This window comes from Salinicola salarius, from assembly GCF_002179555.1.
Lineage (GTDB): Bacteria > Pseudomonadota > Gammaproteobacteria > Pseudomonadales > Halomonadaceae > Salinicola > Salinicola salarius_A.
Genome location: NZ_NHOU01000004.1, coordinates 130,933 through 156,744 on the forward strand (window position 1 = coordinate 130,933; position 25,812 = coordinate 156,744).

General features: G+C 62.3%; 22 protein-coding genes. 16 read left to right on the forward strand and 6 right to left on the reverse strand.

All coding sequences use genetic code 11. The features are described from left to right. Nucleotides 1-2: 2 nt before the first annotated feature. Nucleotides 3-992, reverse strand: a complete 990-nt coding sequence (locus CCD76_RS05070; protein WP_218776962.1) for a LacI family DNA-binding transcriptional regulator — start codon at nt 990-992, stop codon at nt 3-5. 469 nt (nt 993-1,461) lie between these two features. On the opposite strand from CCD76_RS05070, the gene CCD76_RS05075 reads away from it, so the two are divergent. The 7 genes from CCD76_RS05075 (at nt 1,462) to tal (ending at nt 10,217) form a co-directional block, all read left to right on the forward strand. Further along, complete coding sequence (locus CCD76_RS05075; protein WP_087718441.1) at nt 1,462-2,781, forward strand: ABC transporter substrate-binding protein; 1,320 nt, start codon at nt 1,462-1,464, stop codon at nt 2,779-2,781. Nucleotides 2,782-3,011: 230 nt separating this feature from the next. Continuing rightward, on the forward strand, nt 3,012-3,857 hold the full coding sequence (locus CCD76_RS05080; protein ID WP_256961123.1) for a carbohydrate ABC transporter permease: 846 nt from the start codon (nt 3,012-3,014) through the stop codon (nt 3,855-3,857). Then, the gene (locus CCD76_RS05085; RefSeq protein WP_087718443.1) at nt 3,854-4,678 is read left to right on the forward strand and encodes a carbohydrate ABC transporter permease; all 825 of its coding nucleotides are present in this window, start codon (nt 3,854-3,856) and stop codon (nt 4,676-4,678) included. Before CCD76_RS05080 ends, CCD76_RS05085 begins: the two co-directional genes overlap by 4 nt. Nucleotides 4,679-4,723: 45 nt before the next feature. Beyond that, nucleotides 4,724-5,860 carry an ABC transporter ATP-binding protein gene (locus tag CCD76_RS05090; protein ID WP_087718444.1) on the forward strand — a complete coding sequence of 379 codons (1,137 nt, stop codon included), beginning with the start codon at nt 4,724-4,726 and terminating at the stop codon, nt 5,858-5,860. A gap of 60 nt (nt 5,861-5,920) precedes the next feature. Then, entirely contained in the window at nt 5,921-7,396 is a 1,476-nt protein-coding gene (locus tag CCD76_RS05095) for a mannitol dehydrogenase family protein (RefSeq protein ID WP_087718445.1), read from the forward strand. Between the two features lie 84 nt (nt 7,397-7,480). Further along, nucleotides 7,481-8,968: a xylulokinase gene (gene xylB / locus CCD76_RS05100; protein ID WP_087718446.1), complete on the forward strand. Its 1,488-nt coding sequence runs from the start codon at nt 7,481-7,483 to the stop codon at nt 8,966-8,968. Nucleotides 8,969-9,260: 292 nt separating this feature from the next. Further along, nucleotides 9,261-10,217: a transaldolase gene (gene tal, locus CCD76_RS05105; RefSeq protein ID WP_087718447.1), complete on the forward strand. Its 957-nt coding sequence runs from the start codon at nt 9,261-9,263 to the stop codon at nt 10,215-10,217. A 413-nt stretch (nt 10,218-10,630) separates the two neighbouring features. Here tal and CCD76_RS05110 read toward each other — a convergent pair whose 3' ends face one another. Further along, on the reverse strand, nt 10,631-11,626 hold the full coding sequence (locus tag CCD76_RS05110; protein WP_087718448.1) for an LLM class flavin-dependent oxidoreductase: 996 nt from the start codon (nt 11,624-11,626) through the stop codon (nt 10,631-10,633). 428 nt (nt 11,627-12,054) lie between these two features. Between CCD76_RS05110 and CCD76_RS05115 the strand changes: the two genes are divergently transcribed. Further along, nucleotides 12,055-13,689 carry a BCCT family transporter gene (locus CCD76_RS05115; RefSeq protein ID WP_087718449.1) on the forward strand — a complete coding sequence of 545 codons (1,635 nt, stop codon included), beginning with the start codon at nt 12,055-12,057 and terminating at the stop codon, nt 13,687-13,689. A gap of 447 nt (nt 13,690-14,136) precedes the next feature. Here the strand turns inward: CCD76_RS05115 and CCD76_RS05120 are convergent, their stop codons facing one another. Further along, nucleotides 14,137-14,835: a GntR family transcriptional regulator gene (locus tag CCD76_RS05120; RefSeq protein WP_087718450.1), complete on the reverse strand. Its 699-nt coding sequence runs from the start codon at nt 14,833-14,835 to the stop codon at nt 14,137-14,139. Between the two features lie 200 nt (nt 14,836-15,035). On the opposite strand from CCD76_RS05120, the gene CCD76_RS05125 reads away from it, so the two are divergent. The 4 genes from CCD76_RS05125 (at nt 15,036) to madM (ending at nt 19,299) form a co-directional block, all read left to right on the forward strand. Continuing rightward, nucleotides 15,036-16,400, forward strand: coding sequence for a malonyl-CoA decarboxylase (locus CCD76_RS05125; protein WP_256961116.1), 1,365 nt, complete (start codon nt 15,036-15,038; stop codon nt 16,398-16,400). A 36-nt stretch (nt 16,401-16,436) separates the two neighbouring features. Further along, nucleotides 16,437-17,975 (forward strand): malonate--CoA ligase, encoded by a 1,539-nt coding sequence (locus CCD76_RS05130; protein ID WP_087718452.1) that lies wholly within the window; start codon nt 16,437-16,439, stop codon nt 17,973-17,975. Between the two features lie 146 nt (nt 17,976-18,121). After that, the gene (gene madL / locus CCD76_RS05135; RefSeq protein ID WP_087718453.1) at nt 18,122-18,523 is read left to right on the forward strand and encodes a malonate transporter subunit MadL; all 402 of its coding nucleotides are present in this window, start codon (nt 18,122-18,124) and stop codon (nt 18,521-18,523) included. Nucleotides 18,524-18,537: 14 nt separating this feature from the next. Further along, the gene (gene madM / locus CCD76_RS05140) at nt 18,538-19,299 is read left to right on the forward strand and encodes a malonate transporter subunit MadM (protein WP_087718454.1); all 762 of its coding nucleotides are present in this window, start codon (nt 18,538-18,540) and stop codon (nt 19,297-19,299) included. 90 nt (nt 19,300-19,389) lie between these two features. Here the strand turns inward: madM and CCD76_RS05145 are convergent, their stop codons facing one another. Both CCD76_RS05145 and CCD76_RS05150 read right to left on the reverse strand, forming a co-directional pair. Then, on the reverse strand, nt 19,390-20,763 hold the full coding sequence (locus tag CCD76_RS05145) for a GGDEF domain-containing protein (protein WP_087718455.1): 1,374 nt from the start codon (nt 20,761-20,763) through the stop codon (nt 19,390-19,392). A gap of 56 nt (nt 20,764-20,819) precedes the next feature. Next, nucleotides 20,820-21,596: an EAL domain-containing protein gene (locus CCD76_RS05150; RefSeq protein WP_087718456.1), complete on the reverse strand. Its 777-nt coding sequence runs from the start codon at nt 21,594-21,596 to the stop codon at nt 20,820-20,822. Between the two features lie 206 nt (nt 21,597-21,802). Here CCD76_RS05150 and CCD76_RS05155 point away from each other — a divergent pair, with 206 nt between their 5' ends. Beyond that, entirely contained in the window at nt 21,803-22,513 is a 711-nt protein-coding gene (locus CCD76_RS05155) for an extensin-like domain-containing protein (RefSeq protein ID WP_087718457.1), read from the forward strand. Between the two features lie 33 nt (nt 22,514-22,546). Here the strand turns inward: CCD76_RS05155 and CCD76_RS05160 are convergent, their stop codons facing one another. Then, nucleotides 22,547-22,774 carry a hypothetical protein gene (locus CCD76_RS05160; protein WP_087718458.1) on the reverse strand — a complete coding sequence of 76 codons (228 nt, stop codon included), beginning with the start codon at nt 22,772-22,774 and terminating at the stop codon, nt 22,547-22,549. Nucleotides 22,775-23,101: 327 nt separating this feature from the next. Between CCD76_RS05160 and CCD76_RS05165 the strand changes: the two genes are divergently transcribed. The 3 genes from CCD76_RS05165 to CCD76_RS05175 all read left to right on the forward strand — a co-directional run bounded on the left by CCD76_RS05165 (nt 23,102) and on the right by CCD76_RS05175 (nt 25,734). Further along, nucleotides 23,102-24,346 (forward strand): alpha-hydroxy acid oxidase, encoded by a 1,245-nt coding sequence (locus tag CCD76_RS05165; protein WP_256961118.1) that lies wholly within the window; start codon nt 23,102-23,104, stop codon nt 24,344-24,346. 167 nt (nt 24,347-24,513) lie between these two features. Then, entirely contained in the window at nt 24,514-25,137 is a 624-nt protein-coding gene (locus CCD76_RS05170; protein ID WP_087718459.1) for a YbhB/YbcL family Raf kinase inhibitor-like protein, read from the forward strand. 72 nt (nt 25,138-25,209) lie between these two features. Then, the gene (locus CCD76_RS05175) at nt 25,210-25,734 is read left to right on the forward strand and encodes a retropepsin-like aspartic protease family protein (RefSeq protein ID WP_087718516.1); all 525 of its coding nucleotides are present in this window, start codon (nt 25,210-25,212) and stop codon (nt 25,732-25,734) included. Nucleotides 25,735-25,812: the final 78 nt, after the last annotated feature.

Sequence of the window (25,812 nt, forward strand, 5' to 3'; positions counted from 1 at the left end):
AATCAACGAGTACGAAGCTGGCCTCGCACCACGGTGCGGAAGCCGCGCTGTTCCGGTGACTGAATCGCCGCCAGCGCCAATTGCAGCGCCTGCTGCGCGATTTCCGGCAGGTTGTGATGAATGCAGGGAATCCGCACCCCGAACACGTCGCTGTGCTCGATGTCATCGATGCTGAACAGCTGGACGTCCCGCTGCGGCACGACTTCTTGCTCATGGCAGAGTTTCAGTACCGCCATGGTGATCTGGTTGTTGGCGCCGATGATTCCTTCCGGCCAGGGATGTTCCTGCAGATAGTCCCGCAGCGCCTGATAGGCGGGCTCGAAGCTGAAATCGCTATACACCACATCGAGCGATATCTGGCGGCTGCCGATCGCTTCCCGCAGGCCCGACATGCGGCCGATCGAGACCATCGAGTCGGCCGGCCCCGAGACCGCCAGCAACTGCTGCAGACCCTGCTCGAGACAGTAGCGCCCCGCCTGATAGCCACAGTCGAGATTATCGATGTAGACCCCGCCGTAGTGAGTCGCCTTGAGTTCGCGATCGACCAGCACGACCGGAATGCCCGCCGCCTCGAGGCGATCCAGATAGGCCGGGTGATAGTCGATGTCCGACGAGATGACCGAGAGAATGACCGCATCGACGGAGAACTCGATCAGCTTGCCGATCGCCTCGGCTTCCAGCGTCTCCGACTCGTAGGAATCGAAGACCAGCACGGTATAGCCGCGGGCTCTCGCCGCCAGCGTGATCTCTCGGGTCATGCGGCCGAAGAAGGGGTTGCTCATGTTGGGATTGACGACGCCCAGTGTCCGCGTGGTGGCGGCCTCGCGCTGAGTCGTCCGTGACGGCGACACATAGTTGAGCTCGCGCGCGATGCGCAATATCTGATCGCGCGTTTCGGCATGAACCTTTTCCGGCGAGGAAAACGTGCGCGAAACGGTGATCTTGCTGACCCCGGCCTGGCGGGCAATATCCGCGAGCGTGGTTCGAGGCATTGACCTCATCTCCCTGATAACACCCGTGATTCCATGAAATCCAGGCGATGACCCTGGCTTTCATGCGCTGAGACGTCAGCAGCCCAGCCGCTGATACGCCATGATCATCGATATCATTTTGTGTCATTTTCTATCATGGAAATCGTACTGTAGAGCTGATTTTTCCGTACTACTTAAGTCTAGTTGAGACATTAAACATTGGTCTAATGTAATTTAAGTCTTTGATTTTTATGGTTTTAGCGAAAATGAAATGACTTGCGTCAATCAGTGTTAACGCTATGATTTGATGCTGATGTCATGGCGTTTGAACATGCATCAATAAAAACGGTCGATCTTCGTCAACTAACGCCAGCCTGGAAAGATCAGGTCCGATCATATCCGCAGGGTCGTCCGATACACGGCGTGACAGCAGTCGAAAACGATAGCCGTCGACAAATAGCAACAACGAGCGCTACGAGAGGAATTCCAGATGAGACTTGCCCTGTTAGTTTCAGGCATCGGTATCGCGGGCCTGGGTGCCTGCTCCGCCGCCATGGCGCAGAGTACGGAGATCACCGTCGCCACCGTGAACAATCCCGACATGGTGACGATGCAGAGCATGATGTCGGCGTTCAACGAGGCGCACCCGGACATCAAGGTCAACTGGGTGACGCTGCCGGAAAACGAACTCCGCCAGAAGGTCACTACCGATATCGCCAGCGGTGCCGGCCAGTACGACGTCGTCACCGTCAGCAACTACGAGACCCCGATCTGGGCGCAGAACGACTGGCTGGCGCCGATGGAAAATCTGCCTGCCAGCTATGACGTCGACGATCTGCTCGAGCCGGTGAAAGATGGGCTGTCGGTGGATGGCACGCTCTACGCGCTGCCGTTCTATGCGGAGTCCTCGGTGACCTACTACCGCAAGGACCTGTTCGAGAAGGCCGGTATCGAAATGCCGGACAAACCGACCTGGACGCAGATCAAGGACTTCGCTGCCAAGATCCAGTCGTCCTCCGATGGCGTCTACGGCATCTGTCTGCGCGGCCTGCCGGGCTGGGGCCAGAACATGGCGCTGTTCGGCACCATGGTCAACAGCTTCGGCGGACGCTGGTTCGACATGGACTGGAACCCGCAGCTGACCAGCGATGAATGGAAGAATGCGGCCAACGCGTATGTCGAGCTGCTCAACGACTACGGCCCGCCGGGCGTGACCTCCAACGGCTTCACCGAGTCCGAGACGCTGTTCGCCAACGGCCAGTGCGGCATGTGGGTCGACTCTACCGTGGCGGCCAGCTATCTCAGCGACCCGGAGACGTCCCAGATTGCGGACAACGTGGGATTTGCCCAGGCGCCCTACGAAACCACCGAGAAGGGCTCCAACTGGCTGTTCACCTGGGCGCTGGCCGTGCCGCAGTCATCCAAGAATCAGGAAGCGGCGAAGACCTTCGTCGACTGGGCGACCTCCAAGGACTACATCCAGGCCGTCGCGGATGACAAGGGCTGGCTGGCGGTGCCGCCGGGAACGCGTCAATCGACCTATGCCAGCGACGACTACGTCAAGGCGGCACCGTTCGCGCCGCTGGTCGAAACGGCAATCAAGAGCGCCAGCCCGAACGATCCCAGCGCGCAGGAAGTGCCCTATACCGGCGTACAGTTCGTCACCATTCCGCAGTTCCAGGCGATCGGTACCCGCGTCGGTCAGCTGATGGCAGCGATGCTTTCCGGTCAGAGCAGCGTCGACGAGGCGCTCCAGCAGGGGCAGACCTTCACCGACCGCATCATGCAGCAGACCGGCAAGCCGCAGTAAGCGATTCGCCTTTGGACACCGCCGGTCGGCCGATCGGCGGTGTCGCTGCGTAAGTCGGACCGTTTAGCTGGACCGTTTAGTCGGACTGTTTAGCCGGACCAGTGGTTGCGTCACGCAATCCCAAGCCACGGGAATCACGCATGAAAGCCATTTCTCGAACCGTCTCGACCGCCACGCCTTCTGCCGAGGTCACCGGGGCGCGCTCTTTCGCCCGTACCACACGGCTGTTGATGGCGCCGGCGGTCATCTTCCTGCTGATCTGGATGCTCGTCCCGCTGGCGATGACCATCTATTACTCGTTCCAGCAGTACAACCTGATCATGCCGATGTACAACGGCTTCGCCGGGTTGAACAACTTCGCGATTCTGCTGGGCGACCCCACGTTCTGGAAGTCGCTGGCCAATACCCTGATCATCGTCGCGGCCAGCCTGGTCATCACGGTGTGCCTGGGTCTGGCGCTGGCACTGCTGTTCAATCGCACCTTCGTCGGCCGTGGCGTGGCTCGCACGCTGGCGGTGGCGCCGTTTTTCGTGATGCCGGTGGTGACCGGCCTGATCTGGAAGAACATGCTGTTCCACCCGGTCTACGGGTTGTTCGCCTGGGTGGCGCGGCAGTTGGGGCTGGAGCCGGTCGACTGGCTCGCCCACTATCCGATGCTGTCGGTGATCATCATGATCACCTGGGAATGGACGCCGTTCGCGCTGCTGGTCCTGCTGACCGGCCTGCAGTCGCTGCCCGAAGACCAGATCGAGGCGGCCAGGCTCGATGGCGCCAATGCCTGGCAGGAGTTCCGCCATATCGTGGTCCCGCATCTGGGGCAGGTGCTCTATGTCGTGGTGATGCTGGAGAGCATCTTCTTCCTGACCTCGTTTGCCGAGATCTACACCACCACCAGCGGTGGCCCCGGGACCGCGACCACCAATCTGCCGTACTACATCTTCCAGACCGTGTTCCAGCAGAACGACATCGGCATCGCGTCGGCGGCCGCCATCGGCGCCGTGATCCTGGCGAACATCTTCGCCATCATGCTGATTCGCTTCATTGCCGGGAACCTCAACGCGGGAGCCGCACGATGAAATCGCAACGGTTTGCCAACACTGCCATGGGCGTGCTCGCGTGGGTCGTGGCGCTGCTGATCTTCTTCCCGATCCTGTGGCTGCTGCTGACCGCGTTCAAGACCGAGCAGCAGGCCTTCACGGTGGTACCGAACTTCTTCTTCTCGCCGACACTGGAGAGCTTCAAGACGGCCCTGGCGCAGGGCAGCGGCTACTGGCACTACGCCTGGAACTCCGCATTGACCGCCGTCGCCTCGACCGTCATCGGGCTGGCGCTGGCGGTACCGGCCGCCTACGCCATGGCTTTCTATCCCAACAAGCGCACCGACTTCCTGCTGGTGTGGATGGTCTCGACCAAGTTCATTCCGGCGGTCGGCGTCCTGATTCCGATCTATCTGGTCTATAGCGCGGTCGGACTGCTGGACAACGCCCTGGGGCTGACGCTTTTGTTCACCGCGATGAACCTGCCGATCATCGTGTGGATGGTCTACTCCTACTTCCGCGACATCCCCAAGGACATCGTCGAAGCCGCCGACATCGATGGCGCCAGCATCATGCAGACCCTGTTCAAGGTGGTATTGCCGCTGGCGCTGCCCGGACTGGCTTCGACCGGTCTGCTGGCGCTGATTCTGGCGTGGAACGAGTCGTTCTGGAGTATCACCATGACTGACCACAGCGCTGCAACGCTGGCGGTTTACATCGCCTCGTTCAAGAGCGCCGAGGGGCTGTTCTGGGCCAAGATGTCCGCCGCTTCGGTGCTGGCGATCGCGCCGATCATCGTGCTCGGCTGGTTCACGCAACGCCAGATGGTCAGAGGGCTGACCTTCGGCGCCGTCAAATGACCGGCGATCGTGCTGGTACCGAATTTCATCGAGAGGGTTAACGACATGGCCATCGTCGAACTCAAGAACGTCGCCAAACGCTATGAATCCCAACACAAGGGTTCAAGTAGCAACAACGCCGTCGACAATTTCAACCTCGTGACGCGCGACGGTGAATTCGTGGTGCTGGTCGGGCCTTCGGGCTGTGGCAAGTCCACCACCATGCGCATGATTGCCGGTCTCGAGCGCAACACCGGTGGCGAGATCCTGATCGGCGGCAAGGACGTCAGCCAGGTGCCGCCGAAAGAGCGCGATATCGCCATGGTGTTCCAGAGCTATGCGCTCTATCCGCACATGAGTGTGGCGGAGAACATGGGGTTCAGTCTGAGACTGAAGAAGCGTCCGGCCGAGGAGATCAAGCAGAAGATCGACGAGGCGGCGCAGACGCTGGGTATCGAACATCTGCTGGACCGCAAGCCGCGCGAGCTGTCCGGCGGTCAGCGTCAGCGCGTCGCGCTGGGACGGGCGATCGTGCGCAACCCGCAGGTGTTCCTGATGGACGAGCCGCTCTCCAACCTGGATGCGAAGCTGCGCGTCGATATGCGCGCCGAGATCGTCAAGCTGCACAAGCGGCTCAACGTGACCACGTTCTACGTCACCCACGATCAGGTCGAGGCGATGACCATGGGCGAGCGTATCGTGGTGATGAAGGACGGTGAAATCCAGCAGATCGATACGCCGATCAATCTCTACGACTTTCCGGCCAACCGGTTCGTGGCCGGTTTCATCGGCAATCCGTCGATGAACTTCCTGCGTGCCCGGCATGCCGACGGCGCGGTCAGCGGACCTGGCTTCGCCTTCACGCTGGACGCGGCCCACACCCAGGCCATGGCATCACGGCGTGTCGTCGATGTCTGGGTCGGCGTTCGTCCGGAACACCTGCGGATCGGCGACGCGGCCGGTGCCAATCGCGTCGAAGGTACGGTGGATGTCGTCGAGACGCTGGGCGCGGTGACCATGGTGCAACTGAGCGTGGGGGAACATGTCGTCACCGCGCAGTTGCCGGGCCATCAGACAGTTCGGATCGGCGACACGCTGACACTGACTTGCGACAGCGACAAACTGCACCTGTTCGACAGCGAAAGCGAGCTGGCCATCGGCCGCGAGTCGGCGGCGGCGTCTTCCGCGACTGCCGAAGCCTAGTCGAGCCTGCGTTGTGCTCAGTATCTTTCCCGGAGCAGTGACTTTTTCAGGAGAAACCCCATGGCATCGCTGAATTCGGCGGCTCTCGACCAACTCGACGGCGCCGTCGCCAAGCCTTCCTACGATCGTAGCCAGGTCACGCCGGGCATCGTCCACTTCGGTGTCGGCGGCTTCCATCGCGCCCACCAGGCGATGTATCTCGACGACCTGATGAACCGAGGCGAAGCGCTGGACTGGGGCATCGTCGGCGTCGGCGTCATGCCGGGCGACCGGCGCATGCAGGCGGCGCTGTCCGCCCAGGATCACCTCTATACGCTGGTGATCAAGCATCCCGAAGGGGAGTATCAGGCGCGAGTCATCGGCTCGATCATCGATTACCGATACGCGCCGGACGACATCGAGGACACGCTGGAGCTGCTGGCGGACCCGAAGATTCGCATCGTCTCGCTGACGGTGACGGAAGGGGGCTACAACTTCCACCATGTCACCGGCGAGTTCGATCTCGGCAACGAGGACATCAAGCACGACCTGGCCTCGCCACAGGCGCCCAGGACGACCTTCGGCATCGTCGCCGAGGCGCTGGCGCGCCGGCGTGAGCGGGGCATCGAGCCTTTCACGGTGATGTCCTGCGACAACATCCAGGGCAACGGCGAGGTGGCGCACAAGATGTTCGTGGCCTATGCCAAGGCGCGGGATGCGGAACTGGGCGACTGGATCGATGCCAACGTCCGTTTCCCCAACTCGATGGTCGACCGCATCACGCCGGTGACCACCGATGCCGACATCGAGGAGATCCACCAACGCTTCGGTATCGAGGACCGCTGGCCGGTGGTGTGCGAACCCTTCACCCAGTGGGTGCTGGAGGACCACTTCAACAGCGGTCGGCCCGCCTACGATCAGGTCGGCGTGCAACTGGTCGACGATGTCATGCCCTACGAGCTGATGAAGCTGCGTCTGCTCAATGCCAGTCACCAGGCGCTGACCTACTTCGGCTATCTGGCCGGCTATCGCTACGCCCACGAAGTGTGCAAGGACCCGCTGTTCGTCGACTTCCTGCTCGACTACATGAATCGAGAGGGCACGCCGACCCTGCGGCCGGTGCCGGGCGTCGACCTCGACGACTACAAGCGCACCCTGATCGCGCGTTTCGCCAACCCGGAGATCAAGGACACCCTGGCGAGACTGTGCGCCGAGAGTTCGGATCGCATTCCCAAGTGGCTGCTGCCGGTGATTCGGGAACAGCTGGCGCAGGATGGCGAAATTCATCGCAGCGCGGCGGTCGTGGCCAGCTGGGCCCGTTATGCCGAAGGCGTCGACGAGCAGGGCGAGCCGATCGTGGTGGTCGATCGGCTCAAGGACGAGTTGATGGCGATCGCCAAGCGCAACCGTGACGAGCCGACCGCGTTCATCGAGAATCGCCAGTTGTTCGGCGATCTGGCCGATGACGAACGTTTCCGCACGGCCTACCTCGATGCGCTAGAACGGCTGTACCGGGACGGCGCGCGTGCCTGCGTCGAACATCTCGTCGCCAATTGACCTCAGCGACTGACGGGGTAAGGTCGGCGTTCACGCCGGCCATGGCGCCGGGCTGGAATCTGAACTGATCGAGGGATGGATGCAATGTATATCGGTGTGGATTGTGGCACGCAGAGCACCAAGGTCGTGGTGGTCGATGGAAGCGACGGCTGCATCGTTGGCGAAGCCTCTCGTCCCCACAAGCTGGAGCAGGGCGATCACGGCCGGCGGGAGCAGCGTATCGAAGAGTGGACCGAGGCATTTCGTGGCGCACTCGGGGAGGCGTTGAGCAACGCCGGCGTGGAGGCGGTCGCGGTCCGTGCCATCGGTATCTCGGGGCAACAGCACGGCATGGTCGCGCTGGATGGCGACGGCGTGCCGGTGCATCCGGCCAAGCTCTGGAACGATACCGAAACCGCGGAGTGGAACGAACGGCTGATCGACCGGCTCGGCGGGGAGCAGGGTTGTATCGACAAGCTGGGCCTGGTGCTGCAGACCGGCTATACCGCTTCCAAGATCGCCTGGCTGCGCGAGACGCATCCACAGGTGTATCGGCGGATCGCCACGCTGTTGCTGCCGCACGACTATCTCAATTTCTGGCTGACCGGGGAACGTGTCGCCGAGCCGGGCGATGCTTCCGGCACCGGCTACTTCGATACGCGCACGCGGACCTGGCGTCGCGACGTGTTCGAGATTATCGCCCCGGAGCTGGATGCCGACAGCGTGCTGCCCAGGCTGATCGATTCCCGCCAGGCGGTCGGCACGGTTCGCCCGGCGCTGGCGCGGGAGCTGGGCCTTGGCGACGACGTGCTCGTCTCCAGCGGCGGTGGCGACAACATGATGGGCGCCATCGGCACCGGCAATATCGAGCCGGGCCGCGTCACGATCAGCCTGGGTACCTCCGGCACCATCGCCGTCCATTCGCCGGATCCGGTGGTGCCGGACAACGCCATGGTGGCGAACTTCTGCGCCAGCCACGATGGCTGGCTGCCGCTGATCTGCACCATGAACGTGACCTCGGCCACGACGACGCTGCGGGAACTGGTCGGGCTCGATATCGAGGGTTTCAATCGTGCCGTCGCCAAGGCCGAGCCGGGGGCGGGCGGCATCACCCTGCTGCCGTTCTTCAGCGGCGAGCGGGTGCCGGCGCTGCCGCAGGCCCAGGCGAGCATGAGCGGCATGACCAGCTTCAATACCACGCCGGAAAACCTCTGCCGTGCCGCCGTCGAGAGCGCGACGTTCGGGCTGCGTTATGGACTCGAACTGCTCGGCCCGCTGGCGAGCCAGGCCACCCAGGTACGCCTGGTCGGCGGCGGCGCGAAAAGCCCGATCTGGCGCCAGATCGTGGCCGACGTGCTCGATGTCGAAGTGGTCTGCCCGGAAGTGACCGAGGCGGCAGCCTTCGGCGGCGCGATTCAGGCGCGCTGGTGCGACGATCGCGAGTCCGAGGTGGCACTGGACACGCTCTGCCGGGACTGGGTCAAGCTGGACGAATCCACCTTGACCCGACCCCAACCGGAAACCGTGGCCAGCTATCACGGTATTTATCGGCGCTACCGCGACGCGCTGAGCCGCGAGCACGGTATCGCCTGAGTCTTCGGTTTCCGGCAGTCGGTGGCGGCTGTCGGGCCTTGAAATCAAGGCATCGCCTCCTCATCGATGAGTCATGGCACGACGTTCTTTTCCGAAAGAATCCATGATGCCTCGATGACCTGACTCTTTGCAGATCGCGATTCCCGGTCCGGTGACGGTGGATCGGATGCCGCCGATGAGGAATGGCCCGAAACTCGGCAAGGTCCCCGGCGAGAGCCGGGCATCGGTGTTATGCTTTCAGGATCAGGATTGCGACGGGATGCAATCACACGCCACGACGATGGAGCGACTCATGACACAGCAACTCGACTCTCTCAAGCAACTTTCCATGGTGGTTGCCGATACGGGCGATCTGGATGCCATTCGCCGTTATCAGCCCCACGATGCGACTACCAACCCGTCTCTGATTCTCAAGGCGTTCGATCTCGAGGGTTATCAGGATCTGATCAAAGAGACCCTGAGCGCGGTCAAGTCGGAAATTTCCGACCCCGATGCCCGCATCGAAGAGGCGGTCGATCGCCTGTCGGTCGCCATCGGCACCGAGATCACCAAGCTGGTGCCCGGCCGGGTATCCACCGAAGTGGCCGCCAAGCTCTCGTTCGACGAGCAGGCGAGCATCGACAAGGCTCATCACCTGATCGATCTCTACGAGAAGCGCGGCGTCTCCAAGGATCGCGTACTGATCAAGCTGGCCTCGACCTGGGAAGGCATCCGCGCCGCCGAGAAGCTGGAGAAGGAAGGCATCAACTGCAACCTGACGCTGCTGTTCTCCGATGCTCAGGCCCGTGCCTGCTTCGAAGCCGGCGTCTATCTGATCTCGCCGTTCGTCGGCCGCGTCACCGACTGGTACAAGAAGGCGACCGGCACCGAATCCTACGCGCCGGACGAAGACCCGGGCGTCAAGTTCGTTCGCGGCGTTTGCGACTACGCCAGCCGCTACGGGTACGACACCGTGGTCATGGGCGCCAGCTTCCGCAATACCGACCAGATCCTGGCACTGGCAGGCTGCAACCGCCTGACCATCTCGCCGGCGCTGCTTGAGGAACTCTCCTCGGCGGAAGGGGAAGTGACCCGCAAGGTGACCGATACCGGTAGCGGCAGCGAGCGTCTCGACCCGATCGGTGAAGCGCAGTTCCGTTGGGAGCACAACGAGGACGCCATGGCGACCGAAAAGCTGGCCGAAGGCATTCGCACCTTCGCCGCCGACCAGAAGAAGCTGGAAGGGCTGCTGGCCAAGCGTCTCGGCTAAGTCTTTTCTTTCAAGCTCGATGATGAGACACCCGGCCATGTGCCGGGTGTTTTTTTATTGGTGGACCGGACTTGGTGGTGGACCGGACCTGGCTGATTCTTGAGTGAAGAGGGCATCACTGATCGTGAATCAGCCATCCTCACCGTTGATTGACGAGGGGGCTTAACGCTCGCCCCCTCGCCGCTCCCCCTCTTTTTGACGCCGCCGGTCGGCGAAACCCTGGTCGCTCGAGTGTCGATCTCGGGTCGGCGCGAAAGGGCATCCTGCCCAACGCGCCTCTTGCGTCATCCATGACGCAAGACCCGGTTCGACACTCGATTGCCCAGCGCCGTCCGGGAAAGGCGTCATCGGGTGGCAGTCGACAGGCTTTGAGGTCGAAATCTACCCGAGGCGTCTTCTGTCGATCGGAGGAGTTACGCCTTCTTCCACACATCCGCCAGAATCTCGTAGGACTTCACCCGATCAGCGTGATCAAAACAGTCGGTATTGACCATGATCTCGTCGGCGCCGGTGCGTTCGAGCAATTCGTCCAGCTGCTGGCGAACGCGCTCCGGGCCACCGACGACGGCGGCGCCGAGATTCTGCGCGACCATCGCTTCTTCCTGCAGCGACCAGTCGAGTCTTTCCACCGGCGGCTGGGTGCGCGTGCTCTTGCCGCGAATCAGGTTGAGAAACTTCTGCTGCTGCGTGGTAGCCAGGAAGCGGGCGCGCTCGTCGCTCTCGGCCGCGACCAGCGGAATGCCGATCATGGCATGAGGCTTGTCGAGCACGCCGGGCTGGAAGCCTTCGCGATAGAGATGCAGCGCCTCGATCATGTAACCCGGCGCGAACTGGCCGGCAAAGGCGAAGGGGAGCCCGAGCCGGGCGGCGAGCTGGGCGCTGTAGCCGCTGGAACCGAGCAGCCAGATGGGTACGTGCGTGCCTTCGCCGGGGATGGCGCGCACGCGCTGGCCGGGCACGCTGTCGCCCAGGTAGCGGCGCAGTTCATCGAGACGATCGGGGAAATCGTTGACGCCGGCACGAGGATCGCGACGCATCGCCTGCATGGTCACGCCATCCGACCCCGGCGCACGGCCCAGGCCGAGATCGATGCGATCCGGGTAGAGCGTGGCCAGCGTGCCGAACTGCTCGGCGATCGCCAACGGCGGGTGGTTGGGCAACATGATGCCGCCGCTGCCGACGCGAAGGGTCGAGGTGGCCCCGGCGATATGACCGATCAGGACGCTGGTCGCCGCACTGGCGATCCCGTCGATGTTGTGGTGCTCGGCCAGCCAGTAGCGGTTGTAACCCAGCCGCTCGGTCTGCTGGGCCAGGTCGACGCTGTGGCGGAAAGTCTCCGCCGCTGTGCCGTCGCGCGTGATCGGTGCCAGGTCCAGCACCGAGAGAGGTATATCGGCAAGTCGTGACATGAGCGTTCTCGTCGGAGAAATGGGCGGGCGCTCGTTAGCGCCCTCATGATCCCCATCATGAGGGCGCCGGGGGCGAATGCAACCGATATGTGGTGTCGATTTTGATTGGCACGCGGACGCGCTCTTTCCGGGAGAGCGCTTTGGGGCGATGTCAGCAGGGGCCGGGACCGGCTGACGGCGCTGACGTGCGGCGTCTCGCTGCCGGGGCTGGAGCCGATAACCCGTCACCGAATGGCTCTCCGGCGAATGATTGAAAGGTAGGCCGGGGAGGTAGTCCAAAGGGAACTTACGCCGGAGCCACCCTGACATGGTATGTTGGAGTTCCTCGGAAGCGTGACTCGAGACAGCTGACAGGTAGCGTCGAGGTACAGAGCGTCGTCTACACTGATGATGTCAAAAGGAAATCAGCACAATCAAAAGGGGACGACATGCCCAAGCTTGGTAAACAAGGTGTATTCATCGTCTCGGCGATGGTGATAGCGGCGATCGTCGCCGTTGGCGCCATTTTCCCGACTGGATTTGGGAATATTGCCAACGCTGCATTGGGTGCGACCACGCACTACTTTGGATGGTTTTATCTGCTATCCGTGTTCGGATTCGTGATTTTTCTGGTCGGCCTGGCGTTCAGCAAGTACGGAAAGATTCGCTTGGGGCCGCAGGACAGCAAGCCGACCTATGGCTTCTTTTCCTGGGTGAGCATGCTGCTCGCAGCGGGCTTCGGCGTCGGTCTGGTGTTCTACGGCATGGCGGAACCGATGACGCATTACATGACGCCGCCCTACGGCGACGTGGCGCCGGAATCCGCCGAGTCGGCGCGCTATGCAATCCAATATGCCTTTTTCAACTGGGGTATTCACCAGTGGGCGGCCTTTTCGGTCGTCGGCCTGATCATTGCCTACTATCAGTTTCGCAAGAACCAGGCGGGCATGGTTTCCAACGTGCTGTCGTCGGTCACCGCGAAACGTCCGAAGCTGCGCCGTCTTGGGCCGATCCTCGATATCTTTGCCGTCGTCGCGACGGTAATGGGTGTGGCGACCTCCATCGGGCTGGCCGTGCTGCAGATCAACGGCGGTCTGCATTCCGTGTTCGACGTGCCCGAAAACATGATGTGGCAGTTCATCATCATGGGTGCGATGTTCATCTGCTACATGATCTCGGCGACGTCGGGGCTGGACAAGGGCATCAAGAATCTGTCCAACCTGAACTTGATCATCTGTTTCGCGCTGATGTTCTACATCCTGTTCACGGGACCGACCATCGCGATTCTCGAGACCATCACGCTGGGCATCGGCGACTACCTGCAGAACTTCATCGGCATGAGCCTGCGGATGTCTCCCTACGATGACAGCCAGTGGGCGTCCAACTGGACGATTTTCTACTGGGCCTGGGTCATCGCCTGGTCGCCGTTCGTCGGTACCTTCGTGGCGCGTATCTCGCGCGGCCGCACCATCAAGCAGTATGTCTTCGGCGTGCTCGTCGTGCCGCCGCTGCTGGCCTGCCTGTGGATCGGTGTGTTCGGCGGCGCCGCCATTCAGATGGAGATGAACAGCGACGCCGGGCTGGCCCAGGCGACGGCCGACAACATCACTTCGGCGCTGTTCCGGATGTTCGATCTGATGCCGTTCTCGAACGTGCTATCGGTCGTCGCGCTTTGCCTGATCTTCATCTTCCTGGTGACGTCGGCGGATTCCGCGACCTACATCGTCTCGCAGATGACCGATAACGGCTCGCTCAATCCGCCGCTGATGAAGCGGATCATCTGGGGGGTGCTGATCGCGGCCATCTGTCTGACGCTGCTGTCCGCAGGCGGGGAGAACGGGCTGAAGGGGTTGCAGTCGGCATCGGTGCTGGCGGCGCTGCCATTCACGTTCATTCTCTACGGAATGATATTCGTGACCCTGAAAGAGCTGCGCGCCGACCGCAAGGCGATGCTGACCGCGCTCTATCGTCGCCATAGCGATACGCCGGTAGGCGCCGATGCGTTCGAAGCCGAAGAGCTGGCGGAAGAAGATCGCTACCGCCGCGCGCCGGACATCAAGAATCGCCGCATCAATCCGCGATAGTCGGGCGTGATATCGCGACGGCCCCGGTCCGCAAGGATCGGGGCCGTTTTCGTTGGTGGCGCCGTGCTGTCGACATCGAACGCGAGCGAGGAGCCAGGAGAGTGGCGAAGAACGGCGAAAAGACCTAATTTGAGTTCAACTCGAGAGGCTCGCCGCCGTTAACATAATCATGACGACTTGCGGAACTTGCCCATGCGCCCGGCCATGAAGCCCACTCGCCAACTAGGCCGACACCAACTAGGCCAACACCACCTACGCCAAGGCGCGACCCGGCGTTCGGTGGCACCTGTCGAGGCACCGGTCGACCGGTGGCTCAATCTACTGGTCAGCGTATCCGTGGTCACGGCGCTGATCGTCGGCGGCGTGGCGCTGATCGTTACCTTGCTGTTCCACTGATCGCCACGATCATGGTCATCCAGTTAGCCTCGTTCTCGAAGGTTGCCGATCTCAAGACGAGCCTTCCGGCATCGGTCGCTCTGCGCGGCGTTGGCGCTGCAATCGCTGCATCGAGGCCACCAGGTCGTTGAACCGTTCCCCTTGAATCTGGACGTGAGCCTTGATCGCCGCTTCGGCAGCGTCGGCATCGCCGCGCTCCAGCGCCGCCATGATCGCTTCGTGCTCGTCGAAACTGCTGGCGAGACGGCGGCGGGCATGCAGCTGCAGGCGGCGATAGGGCTTGAGAATGGCGTGCAGGCGCGAGGCTTCCTGTGCCAGGAAGTCATTATGGCTGGCCTGGTAGATCAGGTGATGAAAGGTGCCGTTTTCGTAGTAGTAACCGTCGGCATCGCCGGCAGTCATGCATTCGCGACAAGCCGCCTGGGCGCGATGCAGCGCCGCCAGTTCCTCTGGCGTCATGCGACGGGCCGCCAGGCGCGCGCACATTCCTTCCAGCTCCGCCATCACTTCGAAACGCTCGACCAGTTCGGTCACGCTCAACTGGGCGACGAATGTTCCGCGTTTGGGCAGCACCCGCACCATGCCGGATGCGGCGAGCTGCTGCAGCGCCTCGCGGATCGGCGTACGCGAGCAGTCATACTCCTGCGCCAGTGCCGCCGGGTCCAGTTTGTCTCCAGGCGCGTAATGACCTTCGACGATGGCATCCTCTAGCAGGTCGCGAAGCCGCTGGGCATGCGGGATGCGGGCCATATTAGACTTTCTCCTATGTTGACACCGGGCTGGCCGGGGCATAACTGTTATATATAACAGAGCGATGACATGTATGTTAACAGTCGGTTTCGGAATTCATGCCGACGTTTTTCTGCCAGACCGCTTCGCTCTGCCGAACGCTCGTCGCTGCCGCCGCTGGTGACAGCCCGAGCTCCAGCCACAGACCCGAGAGGGCCGGCATGAACGTCAACATGAATTTTCTGCAGGATCTTCTCTCCAGCATCGGCCGCCGGACACGAGGCCAGCATCTTGTCGGTAGCGAAGATGGCGGGACGCCGAGCAGTATGGCGCGGCTGACATCGGTATGCGAAACGCTGATGCAGCCCGGCGGCGAGGCGTCCCAGATTCTGATCGCCCAGGAGGCGCTGGAGCGCTACGCCTCGCTCGGCGAGAGCGACCGGCTTGCCTTCTTCCAGTTGCTGGGGGAACGCTACGCCGCCGAGCCCGACGCCATTCACGAGGCTTACGCGGCGTATCGCGACAACGGGGACAACGCCAGTCTGCAGCGGCTGTTCGCGGCCTGCGAGCCTCGTCGTCAGCACCTGCTGCGGCGGCTGAATTTGTGCCCGGGCGGCACCTACGAACTGGTCAAGATGCGCGCGGACCTGTTGCGCTGTCTCAAGGCGAACCCCGAGCTGGTGCCGCTGGATGCGGATTTCGATCATCTCTTCGCGTCCTGGTTCAACCGCGGCTTCCTGGTGCTGGAGAGCATCGACTGGAACACGCCTGCCGCGGTACTCGAGAAGATCATCCACTATGAAGCCGTTCATGCCATCGGCGACTGGTCGGACCTGCGTCGGCGCCTCGACCCCGAAGATCGCCACTGCTATGCCTTCTTCCACCCGGCCACGGGTGACGAGCCGCTGATCTTCGTCGAAGTGGCGCTGTGTCGGGGTATTCCCGACAGCATCCAGACGATTCTGGAGGGTGGCGACGAGGTGCGTCCGGAAGAGGCCGATACTGCCGCCTTCTATAGCATCAGCAACTGCCAGGCCGGCCTGCGGGGTATCTCGTTCGGCAACTTCCTGATCAAGCAGGTCGTGCAGGAACTCAAGCGCAATCTGCCGAATCTCGAGAACTTCGTGACGCTCTCGCCGGTCCCTGGTTTTGCCAAGTGGCTGGCGACGGAACGCGAAAGTGGAACCTGCCAGCTCGCCGACGAGATCGCCGAGGGGCTCGACGAGGGGCGCTGGCTGGAAGACGCCAAACTGCGCGACAAGCTGAATGCCGAACTGCGGGGGCTGGCGGCGCATTACCTGACCGACGTCAAGCGCGATAGCGGCCTGCCGCTGGATCCGGTGGCCCGCTTTCATCTGGGCAACGGCGCCAGCCTGCACCGGCTCAACTGGCCCGGCGATACCTCCGAGAACGGTCGCCGCCAGTCTCATGGCCTGATGGTCAATTATCTCTACGAGCTCGACCGCATCGAGCAGAACCACGAAGCGTTCAGCCGCGAGGGCACGGTGGTCTGCACCAGCGAGATCCGCCGCGATGCCAAGCAGGGGCGCTCGCGCTGCCGTCATGGCTCCCGGACCGATGCCTGATCGGTCGTGACCGTTTAACAAAGCAGGAGAGGTGGGATGAATCAGAATCTGTATCTGCAATTCTCGGGCAATTTCGAGCGCCGCCCGGACAAGGTGATGATTGATACACCGAGCGGCGAGCAGTATCGCTATCGCGACGTGCTTTCCACTTCGCGGCGCATGGCGCGGGCCCTCCGCGAAAGCGGCGTGGTGCCGGGCGACCGCGTCGTGGTGCAGGTCGACAAGAGCCCGCAGGCGATCATGCTCTATCTGGCCTGCCTGCAGACGGGGGCGGTCTACCTGCCGCTCAATACTGCCTACACGGAGGCGGAAGTCGAATACTTCCTGACAGACGCCGAGCCGCGATTCTATGTCTGCCGCCCGGACGACATCGACACCGCACGGCGGTTGGCACAGCGCTGTGGGGTATCGGTCGTCGAAAGCCTGGGCGCGGAAGCCGACGGGTCGTTGATGGAACGGGTCGCCAAGGCCGAGGAAGATCCGCACATCGCCGAGCTGGAAGCCAACGATCTGGCCTCGATCCTGTATACCTCCGGCACCACCGGGCGCTCCAAGGGTGCCATGCTGAGCCACGGCAATCTCGCTGCCAACAGCCAGGCGCTGGCGCAGTCCTGGCGCTTCAGCGCCGACGATCATCTGCTTCATGCCTTGCCGATCTTCCACACTCACGGACTGTTCGTGGCGTGCAACATCATCCTGACCGTCGGCGCTTCGATGACCTTCCTGCCCAGGCTCGATGCCGAGCAACTGCTGGATCTGATGCCACGGGCAACGGCCTTGATGGGGGTGCCGACGTTCTACACCCGCCTGCTGGCCAGCCCGCGGCTGAACAGGGAGACCACCGCGAACATGCGCTTGTTCGTGTCCGGCTCCGCGCCGCTGCTGGCGGAAACCCATCGGGAATTCAGCGAACGTACCGGCCACGCCATTCTCGAACGCTACGGCATGACCGAGACCAATATGAACACCTCGAACCCCTACGACGGCGAGCGTCGGCCGGGCACGGTCGGTTTCGCGCTGCCGGGTAGCGAGGTCCGCATTACCGATCGCGAAACCGGCAAGGCGTTGCCGGCGGAGGAAACCGGTCTGGTGGAAGTTCGCGGGCCGAACGTCTTCCAGGGCTATTGGCGAATGCCGGAAAAGACCGCCTCCGAGTTTCGCGACGACGGCTTCTTCATTACCGGCGATCTCGGGCTGATCGACGAAGACGGCTATCTGCACATCGTCGGCCGCGACAAGGATCTGGTGATCTCCGGCGGCTACAACGTCTATCCCAAGGAGATCGAGCAGTGGATCGACGAGCTGCCTCAGGTGGTGGAGTCGGCCGTCATCGGTGTCGCCCATCCTGATCTGGGCGAGGGGGTGACCGCGGCGGTGGTGCTGAAGCCGGGGGAATCGCTAGACGAGTCTGACGTGCTGGCGGCGCTGAAGGACAAGGTGGCGCGCTACAAGCAGCCGAAGCGGGTGTTCTTCATCGATAGCCTGCCACGCAACGTCATGGGCAAGGTCCAGAAGAACGCGCTGCGCGAACGCTATGCCGATATCTACCTGAGTGCCGAAACGGCAAACCCATGAATATCGCGAGAGGTTTTTCACCCTCGCCGCGTGGGTAACGCGGCACGGCCGTCACGCCGGGCGTGGCGGTCCCGATACACGCCAAGCTCCGACAACCGGGCCAATCATAACCATTCTCTATAACAGTGCCCCAAGAGGTGACAACGATGGTGATCTACGGTGTAGCACTCCTGGCCGGCTGCATGCTGGTCGGGCTAATCATCGGCGACGTACTCGGCCAGTTGCTGGGAATCGATGCCAATCTGGGCGGTGTGGGCATTGCCATGCTGCTGCTGATCTTCGTGACCGGCTACCTCAAGGATCGCGGCAAGCTGCCGGAGACGACCGAGAGCGGCATCAACTTCTGGAATGCGATGTACATTCCCATCGTCGTTGCCATGGCGGCCAGCCAGAACGTGGCGGCTGCCTTCAGTGGCGGCATGGTGGCGATCCTGGCCGGAGTGCTGGCCGTCGTGCTGGGGCTGGCGCTGGTTCCCGTGCTGACCGGCAGGAAGGTCGACGATGCGAGCCCGCTCGACTCGACGCCAACAGCCCATAGCGGCCACTGAAAGGGGAGGCTCGCATGAACGATTCCATTGTGTCGCTGGTCGACAAGTATCACCTGATTGCCGCTTTTGCCGTGATCGGCCTGACCATGTACGTGGCGTACTGGCTCAGTCGCCATCTCACCGCGGGCCGTCTGCATGGCTCGGCAATCGCGATCATCATCGGCTTGATCCTCGCCTATGTCGGTGGGGCATCCACCGGCGGCAGCAAGGGGCTTTCGGATGTCACGCTGTTTTCCGGTCTGGGATTGATGGGGGGCGGCATGCTGCGGGATCTGGCGATCATCGCCACCGCGTACGGCGTGCGTCTGCAGGAGGTCAAGAAAGCAGGCCTGCGTGGCGTGATCGCCCTGTTTCTCGGCGTGCTGGTGTCGTTCGTGGCGGGGGCCGTCGTCGCGATCGGCTTCGGCTATACCGATCCGGTCGACATCACCACGATCGCGGCCGGCGCGGTGACCTATATCGTCGGACCGGTAACCGGGGCCACGCTGGGCGCGAGTTCGGAAGTGATTGCGCTGTCGATCGCCGCCGGCCTGGTCAAATCGATCCTGACCATGATCGCGACACCGATGACCGCGAAGCTCATCGGGCTGGACAACCCGCGCTCGGCGATGATCTTTGGCGGCCTGATCGGGACGACCAGCGGCGTCGCGGCGGGTCTCGCGGCCACCGACGCGCGGCTGGTGCCCTACGGTGCGATGACCGCGACGTTCTATACCGGGCTCGGCATCCTGCTGGCGCCGACGGTCCTGTTCCTCGCAGTGCGGGCGATTTTCTGAATCTCTGTCCGAAAGACCGCTTCGGAACGACCCAAGTCCGGGCGCTCGTTCCGGAAAGGCAGCCAGTGGCGACCGCCCGGGGGGCGGTCGTCAGCCCTGAAACGAGGGAAACATTCGAGCGTGGCAGCGCTCTTGGCAGGTGCTGGAAACGGGAGCGATCGAAACACAGCCTCGGCCGGCCGATTTCGCCTGGTAAAGCGCATGGTCGACTTCCTCCAGCAACCTCTTGGACATCTGGTCGCGATACTCGCCCACGCCAGCGGAGAAGCTTACCCGGAGGCGAAATGTGCTCAAGGTGCGTTGGCGAAGTTGCTTCAGGACACGGTCTATCGTGGTCTGTGCCGAGAAGCGATCGACCCCGGGCAAGATCACCAGGAACTCCTCTCCGCCCCAGCGAACCAGGGTATCGCTCGAACGCAGCGCGCCGATCATGAAGTGGCTGAATTCCGTCAACACCTCGTCGCCAACGGCATGGCCGTAGCGATCGTTGATCTCCTTGAAGTGATCCAGATCGAGCATGGCAATGGCGACCTTTTCGCCATAACGCTGGCTTCGTTCCAGTGTCTGTTCGAGCAGCTCCAGGCCGAAACGGCGGTTGTGCAATCCCGTCAGATCGTCTCGCGTTGCCAGATATTCGAGGCGACGGTTCTTTTCCTGCAGCCGGCGTTCGATATCGCATCGCTCGGTGATATCCACGAGAAAGGCGATCCGCTGGGGGCGGCCCGCTTCGTCGTGGCTGATCGTGTCCTCGATGATGACGGTACGAGATGACCCGTCATGCAGCCGGACCTCCACGGCACGACGTTGTTCCAGTGCCTCGAGGAAGCTGGCTGCGTGCTGCTTCTCGGCAGCCTGATGATGCTGCGAGGGCAAGAGCTTGCGGAAGTGAGCATTGAGCAGCTCGCTTTCCGCATAGCCGAAGAACTCGCAGAAGGCATGATTGACCAGCCGCAGATACCCTTCGAGATCGATGATACACACGCCCATGGGCAAGTTCCCGAGCACCTGGCGTAGATGCGGTTGCGCCTGTGGCAGTAGGCCCGGGGTATCGTCGATAGCGGTGATCTCGCCGATGGCGATGAGCACGTGACGCGTGGCACCCTCGTCGGCTCGTGTTTCCAGCGGAGAAATCTTGAGTTTCAGCGCTTGCAGCGGCTGCGCATGTTGGCGGATGTGAAAGCACTGCCATTGTCTCGAGTTTTCCGACGAGACATTCAGCAATGCCGGATGATCGAGGCCAGCCGCCGGATAGCGATGAGCGTCCAGCCATTGCCAAGGGTCGGCCATGGGGAAGCCATCACCCAGGTGCAACTGACGTTTCGCCGTCTCGTTGGCATCGGCCAGCAGGGGAACGCCGGCATCGAGCCGGTAGATCAGCGCCGCGATATTCAACGTGTCCAGCCCATCCGGCGTGGAAGGACCCTCGGCGGTCTGATGGGATGGCGAATTTTTCGAAGCAACCATAAGCCAGGGTACCGTGATTCGGACGGTGGAAGGAGTTGCCAGTCGTATCGCGGTCGTCAGTGTTCGCCACGAACCAGCGCGAAGCGCGATTCGGGGCAAACCGGTAGTTGTCCTGCGGCCGGTCTGGCAAACCAGTATCCCTGCTGTCTGGCAATACCGTGGCGGTAGAGCCAACGAGCTTCTTCTAGTTTTTCTATACCTTCGGCGATCAGAGTGATGTCCAGCTGATGCGCCAGGGTAATGATGTGTTCCAGAATTCTTTGCTGGCGGGGGGACTGGTGGATATCGCTGACCAGATGGCGATCGATTTTCAGCACGTCTGGCGAGATGTCGACCAGCAGGTCCAGATTGGCATATCCGGTGCCGAAATCATCCAGCGCCGTTTTCATCCCCATTTCGTGATAGCTGGTCACGATGTTCTGCAGATGGCATCGATCCTTGACGCTTTCGGATTCGGTGATTTCGAAGCAGAGCCGGCTCGTCGGCCAGCCGACCCGCCTGGCTGCGGCAAGCGTGGCCTGAATGCATGCCTGCGGTTCGTAGACGGCATTGGGCAGGAAGTTGATCGAGAGCATCCCTTCGGCCCCCAGATCGTGGGCCATTTCGATCGCCTTGACCCGGCAAGCCTGATCGAAGCGGTAGAGGTTGGCGTCGTCGACCCGTGCCAGCACCGAACCGGCGGATTCCCCGCCGCTTCCCCTGACCAGCGCTTCGTAGCCATAGATTCGACTCTCGTCGATGTTCACCAGTGGCTGAAATGCCATGGTGAATTCGAAATCCAGCGGTACGTCGCAGCGACCGCAAACGTTCTCGTGTCTGGCACAGCCCGGCATTGTGTCCTCCTTGACGACATGCACGGTAATGATTGTTTTCTGCTCGACTGGAAATGCGTTCGTCAGCATTTCGACAAGTTAACTAAGCTTAGAATATGTGATTGAGAACGAATAGCACCGATTTAGTAGAAAAGTGTGAATCACGCTGTCCAATGCGTCGCCGATTACCGACGCCGTGAAAATCCGCCTTCAGCCTGCCGGAGTCCATGAAACCTTTTCCAAGACCTTCTTCAAGCACTCTGATTTGTCTGATAGTGATCGCTGTCGGCATCGCCTTCGACAAGGGAATCTGGCAGATCCCGCGGGAGTGGAACCCGTTCGCGCCACTGGTCGTGAGCGATCCCGTGACGCCGGTCACGCGTTGGAAGCTGAAAGCGCTATCCGGAGATCGAGAGGCGTGTCTTGCAGCGCTGGAGACGGCGCCGGATATCGATTATACCCCGCTGGGCGATTACACCGCGGCGGCCGGTTGCCCGCTCGAAAACGTGGTTCGGCTCTCGAGCACGCAGGTCGCGTTCAGTTCGAGCTTCGTGGCCAGTTGCCCGCTGGCGCTGGCCTGGACCATGTACGAACGACACGAACTGCAGCCGTTGGCTCGGCAGATCTTCGGCGAGGGTGTTTCCCGCGTGCAGCATTACGGCTCTTTCGCATGCCGCAATATCTACCATCGGGAGAACGCCAGACGCAGCGAGCATGCCACGGCGTCGGCACTCGATGTCGCGGCCTTCCGGCTCGAGGATGGGCGTCGGATCAGCGTACTCGAGGACTGGGGGGACGGGGGCGAACGTGGTCGGTTTCTCGAAGCGGCTCAGGCGGGTGCCTGTCACTATTTCGGTACCACTCTGGGGCCGAACTACAATGCCGCGCACGCCAATCACTTTCATCTCGGCATGCGCGGCGTTTCGTTCTGCCGCTAGGCTGAAACGAGGCAGGGAAGTCGCAGCGACGGCTCAGTCGTCGAGGTCGACATCGTCTTCGTCGGTTGCCGCGCCCGTGGCTGCACCGACACCGCCGCCGATCACGGCACCCTGAGTGACGTCACCTCCGGTCGCAGCCGCCGCGCCCGCACCGACGGCGGCACCGACGCCCGCGCCGCTGGCCGCGCGCTCGCCGGTCGAGGTTCCGCATGCGGAGAGGCCGAGGGTGAGCAGCAGGGTCAAAAACGTCATCCTTAACATAAGTTATCTCCTTTCAAGTGTGGTTACAGGCTAGAAACAAACCTGGCACGCTGCAACTCGGGAGCGGAAGTCATCGAATCCAGGCTTGTACATCGAAAGTCGACTGTTTCTTTAAATATGATGTATGACAATTTAGCGCTTGATCGTCGACTGCATCGCCTCTTCAGGTCGAGTCGGCACCCTCGATATCCTTTGACGTTCCCGGAGAACGCCGATGCCCTCGGACCCGACTGCAGTGCGGTTTTCACATGCCATGCTTCCCCTTGACCAGCCGATCCATGATGCCAGGGTCACGACCGCGCATCGGACATCGAGGAGGATGGAGCCATGAGCGCGATGGAGCCCCAGCCCCGTTTTCGAAATGCGGTGAATTCGAACCTCGGCATTTCCTGGTTCGAGCGCTGGTGGTTTCGCCGGCGGTTGCGACACATCCTCTGCCTGGCGGATTTCGAGCGTTTCGCGAGGCGGGTGCTGCCCAAGCCCATCTTCGGTTACGTGGCCGGTGCGGCGGAAACCAATGCCTCCTACGATGACAATTTTCGGGCCTTTCGCGAGATCGGGTTCGTGCATCGCTCGCTGGTCAATGTCAGCGGGCGGACGACCCGAACCTCGCTGATGGGGCGCGAACATGCCCTGCCGTTCGGCATCGCACCGATGGGCGTCAGCGCGTTGACCGCCTACCGTGGCGACATTCGCCTGGCCAGCGCTGCCCGGCGGGCCGGTATTCCCATGGTCATCAGCGCCTCCGGACTGATCGCGCTGGAGACGATTGCCGAGGTCAATCCCGATGTCTGGTACCAGGCTTACATGCCACCCGATCCGGCATCCATTCATGCCCTGGTGGCGCGTGTGGCTCGTGCCGGAATCCAGACGCTGGTGGTGACGGTCGACTCCGCCGTGGTGCCGAGCCGTGAAAACAACGTGCGCACCGGGTACAAGACGCCGATTCGCCCCGACCTTCGCCTGCTGTGGCAAGGCGCAACGCATCCCGAATGGGCGCTGTGTACCTTCCTGCGCACGATCCGTCGTCACGGCATGCCGCATTTCGAGCATGTCGGTGCGGAGCGCGGCGTTGCCCTCGTCGCCAAGAACGTCGAGCGGGACTTTTCCGGCCGGGAGCATCTCGATTGGGAGGACATCCGCCGCATTCGTGAGCAGTGGGGCGGCAAGCTGGTGCTGAAAGGCATCATGGCCGTGGAGGATGCGCGCAAGGCCGAGTCCCTGGGTGTCGATGGCATCATCGTTTCCAACCACGGCGGGCGGCAACTGGACGGTGATGTCTCGCCGCTGCGTGTGCTGCCCGATATCGCCGCGGCCGTGAGTCTCGACGTGATGGTCGACAGCGGCTTTCGGCGCGGCTCCGATGTGCTGAAAGCGCTGGCGCTGGGGGCGAAGTTCGTGTTCGTCGGCCGCCCGTTCAACTATGCCGCGGCGGTGGCGGGAGAAGCCGGGGTCGATCATGCCATTTCGCTTCTCGCGACCGAGGTGCACCGTAACCTGGGGATGCTGGGCATCAACTCGCTGGAAGAGATGACCGCCGACCGGCTCTATCCGCTCCCTCGGATATCCTGAGCCGTCAATGCGCCTGGGCGCTATGGGTCGTCACCGCGCCCGATCATGACAAAAGCCGCGAGGGCACTTAAGGTTATCGGTGAATCGTCGGCGTGCGCCGGAGCCGTTTGCGATGGCGCGCCCGTACGGGGATCAATACCTGTTTCACTATCGACGAGGAGTGGCCCATGCGTTTGACCATCAAGGGTATCGAGGAAGGCAAGCCGATTCCGGCGCAGTTCGCTTTCGCCGTGCCCGATCCCGAGCAGCACATGCGCCTGAGCGACAACCGCAACCCGGAAGTGCGCTGGCTGGACGCGCCGCAAGGCACGCAGAGCTTCGTGCTGCTAGTGACCGATCCCGATGTGCCGGGCGTGGCGGACGACGTCAATCAGGAAGGCAAGACACTCCCCGCGGACCTGCCGCGCGTCGATTTCTACCATTGGGTACTGGTGGATATTCCCGTCGAGGTCAACCTGATCGAGGAAGGCGAGATGGCCGACGGCGTGGTCCCCAAGGGCAAGACGCCTGGGCAGACCGCCAAGGGCATCAGCGGAATCAACGGCTACACCGGGTTTCTGGCCGGCGACCCGGACATGGCCGGCGTCTACGGCGGCTACGATGGGCCTTGCCCGCCCTGGAACGATGAAATCGTCCATCGCTATACCTTCAGCGTGTTCGCGCTGGATATTCCCACGCTGGGTCTGTCGGGAGAATTTACCGGCGAGCAGGTTCGCGAGGCGATGGCGGGTCACGTGCTGGCGGAATCCAGCATCACCGGAACCTATACCCTCAACCCGGACCTGCGCTGATCCTCATGACGGCGCCAGGCCATGAGGCGAAGCGGCGCCGCGCGATTCGCCTGCAACAGTGCGATGGTTGCCATGGAGAATGATTCTCGCGGTGTCCGTCGAACCGGCATCGGCATGATGGTGCTGTTCTGGATTCTGCTGCTGTTGCTGGCGGGTTGGTGGTTCCGTGGCGTGGAACAGCGGCGCAGCCAGCCCAATGCCGAGTTGGCCGGCGCCGTTTCCGTCGGGCAGGCCCCGGTCACGCTGGAGCGCAACGCCTACGGCCACTTCGTCGCGCCGGGCGAGATCGACGGCCAGAACGTGACCTTCTTGATCGATACCGGCGCTACCTACGTTTCCCTCTCTCGGTCGCTTGCCGAATCCCTCGGGCTCGAGCCGGGGCGCGAGGTCACGTTCACCACTGCCAATGGCCGCGTCGATGGCCATCTGACGACGCTCGACAGCGTCAGGCTGGGTGGCTTGCAGGTCCGCCGTGTGCCGGGATCGATCCATGCCGGTATCGATGACGACGTCGTGCTGCTGGGCATGAGCTTCCTGGGGCGCTTCGATATCCAGATACGCGGTGACCGGATGATCCTCGGCCCGCCTGACGGGTAAACGGATAAGTTGAACCATACTGGGTCAACGTGAGGCCTCGCCGGCAGGCGAGGCTGAACCGGAAGCGTGGCGATATCG

Excerpts from the sequence above, each read along its gene's own strand:
- CCD76_RS05095 (WP_087718445.1), top strand. The coding sequence starts at position 5,921 with ATGGCATCGCTGAATTCGGCGGCTCTCGACCAACTCGACGGCGCCGTC.
- CCD76_RS05075 (WP_087718441.1), top strand. The coding sequence starts at position 1,462 with ATGAGACTTGCCCTGTTAGTTTCAGGCATCGGTATCGCGGGCCTGGGT.
- CCD76_RS05070 (WP_218776962.1), bottom strand. The coding sequence starts at position 992 with ATGCCTCGAACCACGCTCGCGGATATTGCCCGCCAGGCCGGGGTCAGC.
- CCD76_RS05160 (WP_087718458.1), bottom strand. The coding sequence starts at position 22,774 with ATGTTAAGGATGACGTTTTTGACCCTGCTGCTCACCCTCGGCCTCTCC.
- CCD76_RS05080 (WP_256961123.1), top strand. The coding sequence starts at position 3,012 with ATGGCGCCGGCGGTCATCTTCCTGCTGATCTGGATGCTCGTCCCGCTG.
- CCD76_RS05155 (WP_087718457.1), top strand. The coding sequence starts at position 21,803 with ATGAAACCTTTTCCAAGACCTTCTTCAAGCACTCTGATTTGTCTGATA.
- CCD76_RS05090 (WP_087718444.1), top strand. The coding sequence starts at position 4,724 with ATGGCCATCGTCGAACTCAAGAACGTCGCCAAACGCTATGAATCCCAA.
- CCD76_RS05115 (WP_087718449.1), top strand. The coding sequence starts at position 12,055 with ATGCCCAAGCTTGGTAAACAAGGTGTATTCATCGTCTCGGCGATGGTG.
- xylB (WP_087718446.1), top strand. The coding sequence starts at position 7,481 with ATGTATATCGGTGTGGATTGTGGCACGCAGAGCACCAAGGTCGTGGTG.
- CCD76_RS05175 (WP_087718516.1), top strand. The coding sequence starts at position 25,210 with ATGGAGAATGATTCTCGCGGTGTCCGTCGAACCGGCATCGGCATGATG.
- CCD76_RS05145 (WP_087718455.1), bottom strand. The coding sequence starts at position 20,763 with ATGGTTGCTTCGAAAAATTCGCCATCCCATCAGACCGCCGAGGGTCCT.
- CCD76_RS05170 (WP_087718459.1), top strand. The coding sequence starts at position 24,514 with ATGCGTTTGACCATCAAGGGTATCGAGGAAGGCAAGCCGATTCCGGCG.
- tal (WP_087718447.1), top strand. The coding sequence starts at position 9,261 with ATGACACAGCAACTCGACTCTCTCAAGCAACTTTCCATGGTGGTTGCC.
- madL (WP_087718453.1), top strand. The coding sequence starts at position 18,122 with ATGGTGATCTACGGTGTAGCACTCCTGGCCGGCTGCATGCTGGTCGGG.
- CCD76_RS05130 (WP_087718452.1), top strand. The coding sequence starts at position 16,437 with ATGAATCAGAATCTGTATCTGCAATTCTCGGGCAATTTCGAGCGCCGC.
- CCD76_RS05120 (WP_087718450.1), bottom strand. The coding sequence starts at position 14,835 with ATGGCCCGCATCCCGCATGCCCAGCGGCTTCGCGACCTGCTAGAGGAT.
- madM (WP_087718454.1), top strand. The coding sequence starts at position 18,538 with ATGAACGATTCCATTGTGTCGCTGGTCGACAAGTATCACCTGATTGCC.
- CCD76_RS05110 (WP_087718448.1), bottom strand. The coding sequence starts at position 11,626 with ATGTCACGACTTGCCGATATACCTCTCTCGGTGCTGGACCTGGCACCG.
- CCD76_RS05165 (WP_256961118.1), top strand. The coding sequence starts at position 23,102 with ATGAGCGCGATGGAGCCCCAGCCCCGTTTTCGAAATGCGGTGAATTCG.
- CCD76_RS05085 (WP_087718443.1), top strand. The coding sequence starts at position 3,854 with ATGAAATCGCAACGGTTTGCCAACACTGCCATGGGCGTGCTCGCGTGG.
- CCD76_RS05125 (WP_256961116.1), top strand. The coding sequence starts at position 15,036 with ATGAACGTCAACATGAATTTTCTGCAGGATCTTCTCTCCAGCATCGGC.
- CCD76_RS05150 (WP_087718456.1), bottom strand. The coding sequence starts at position 21,596 with ATGCCGGGCTGTGCCAGACACGAGAACGTTTGCGGTCGCTGCGACGTA.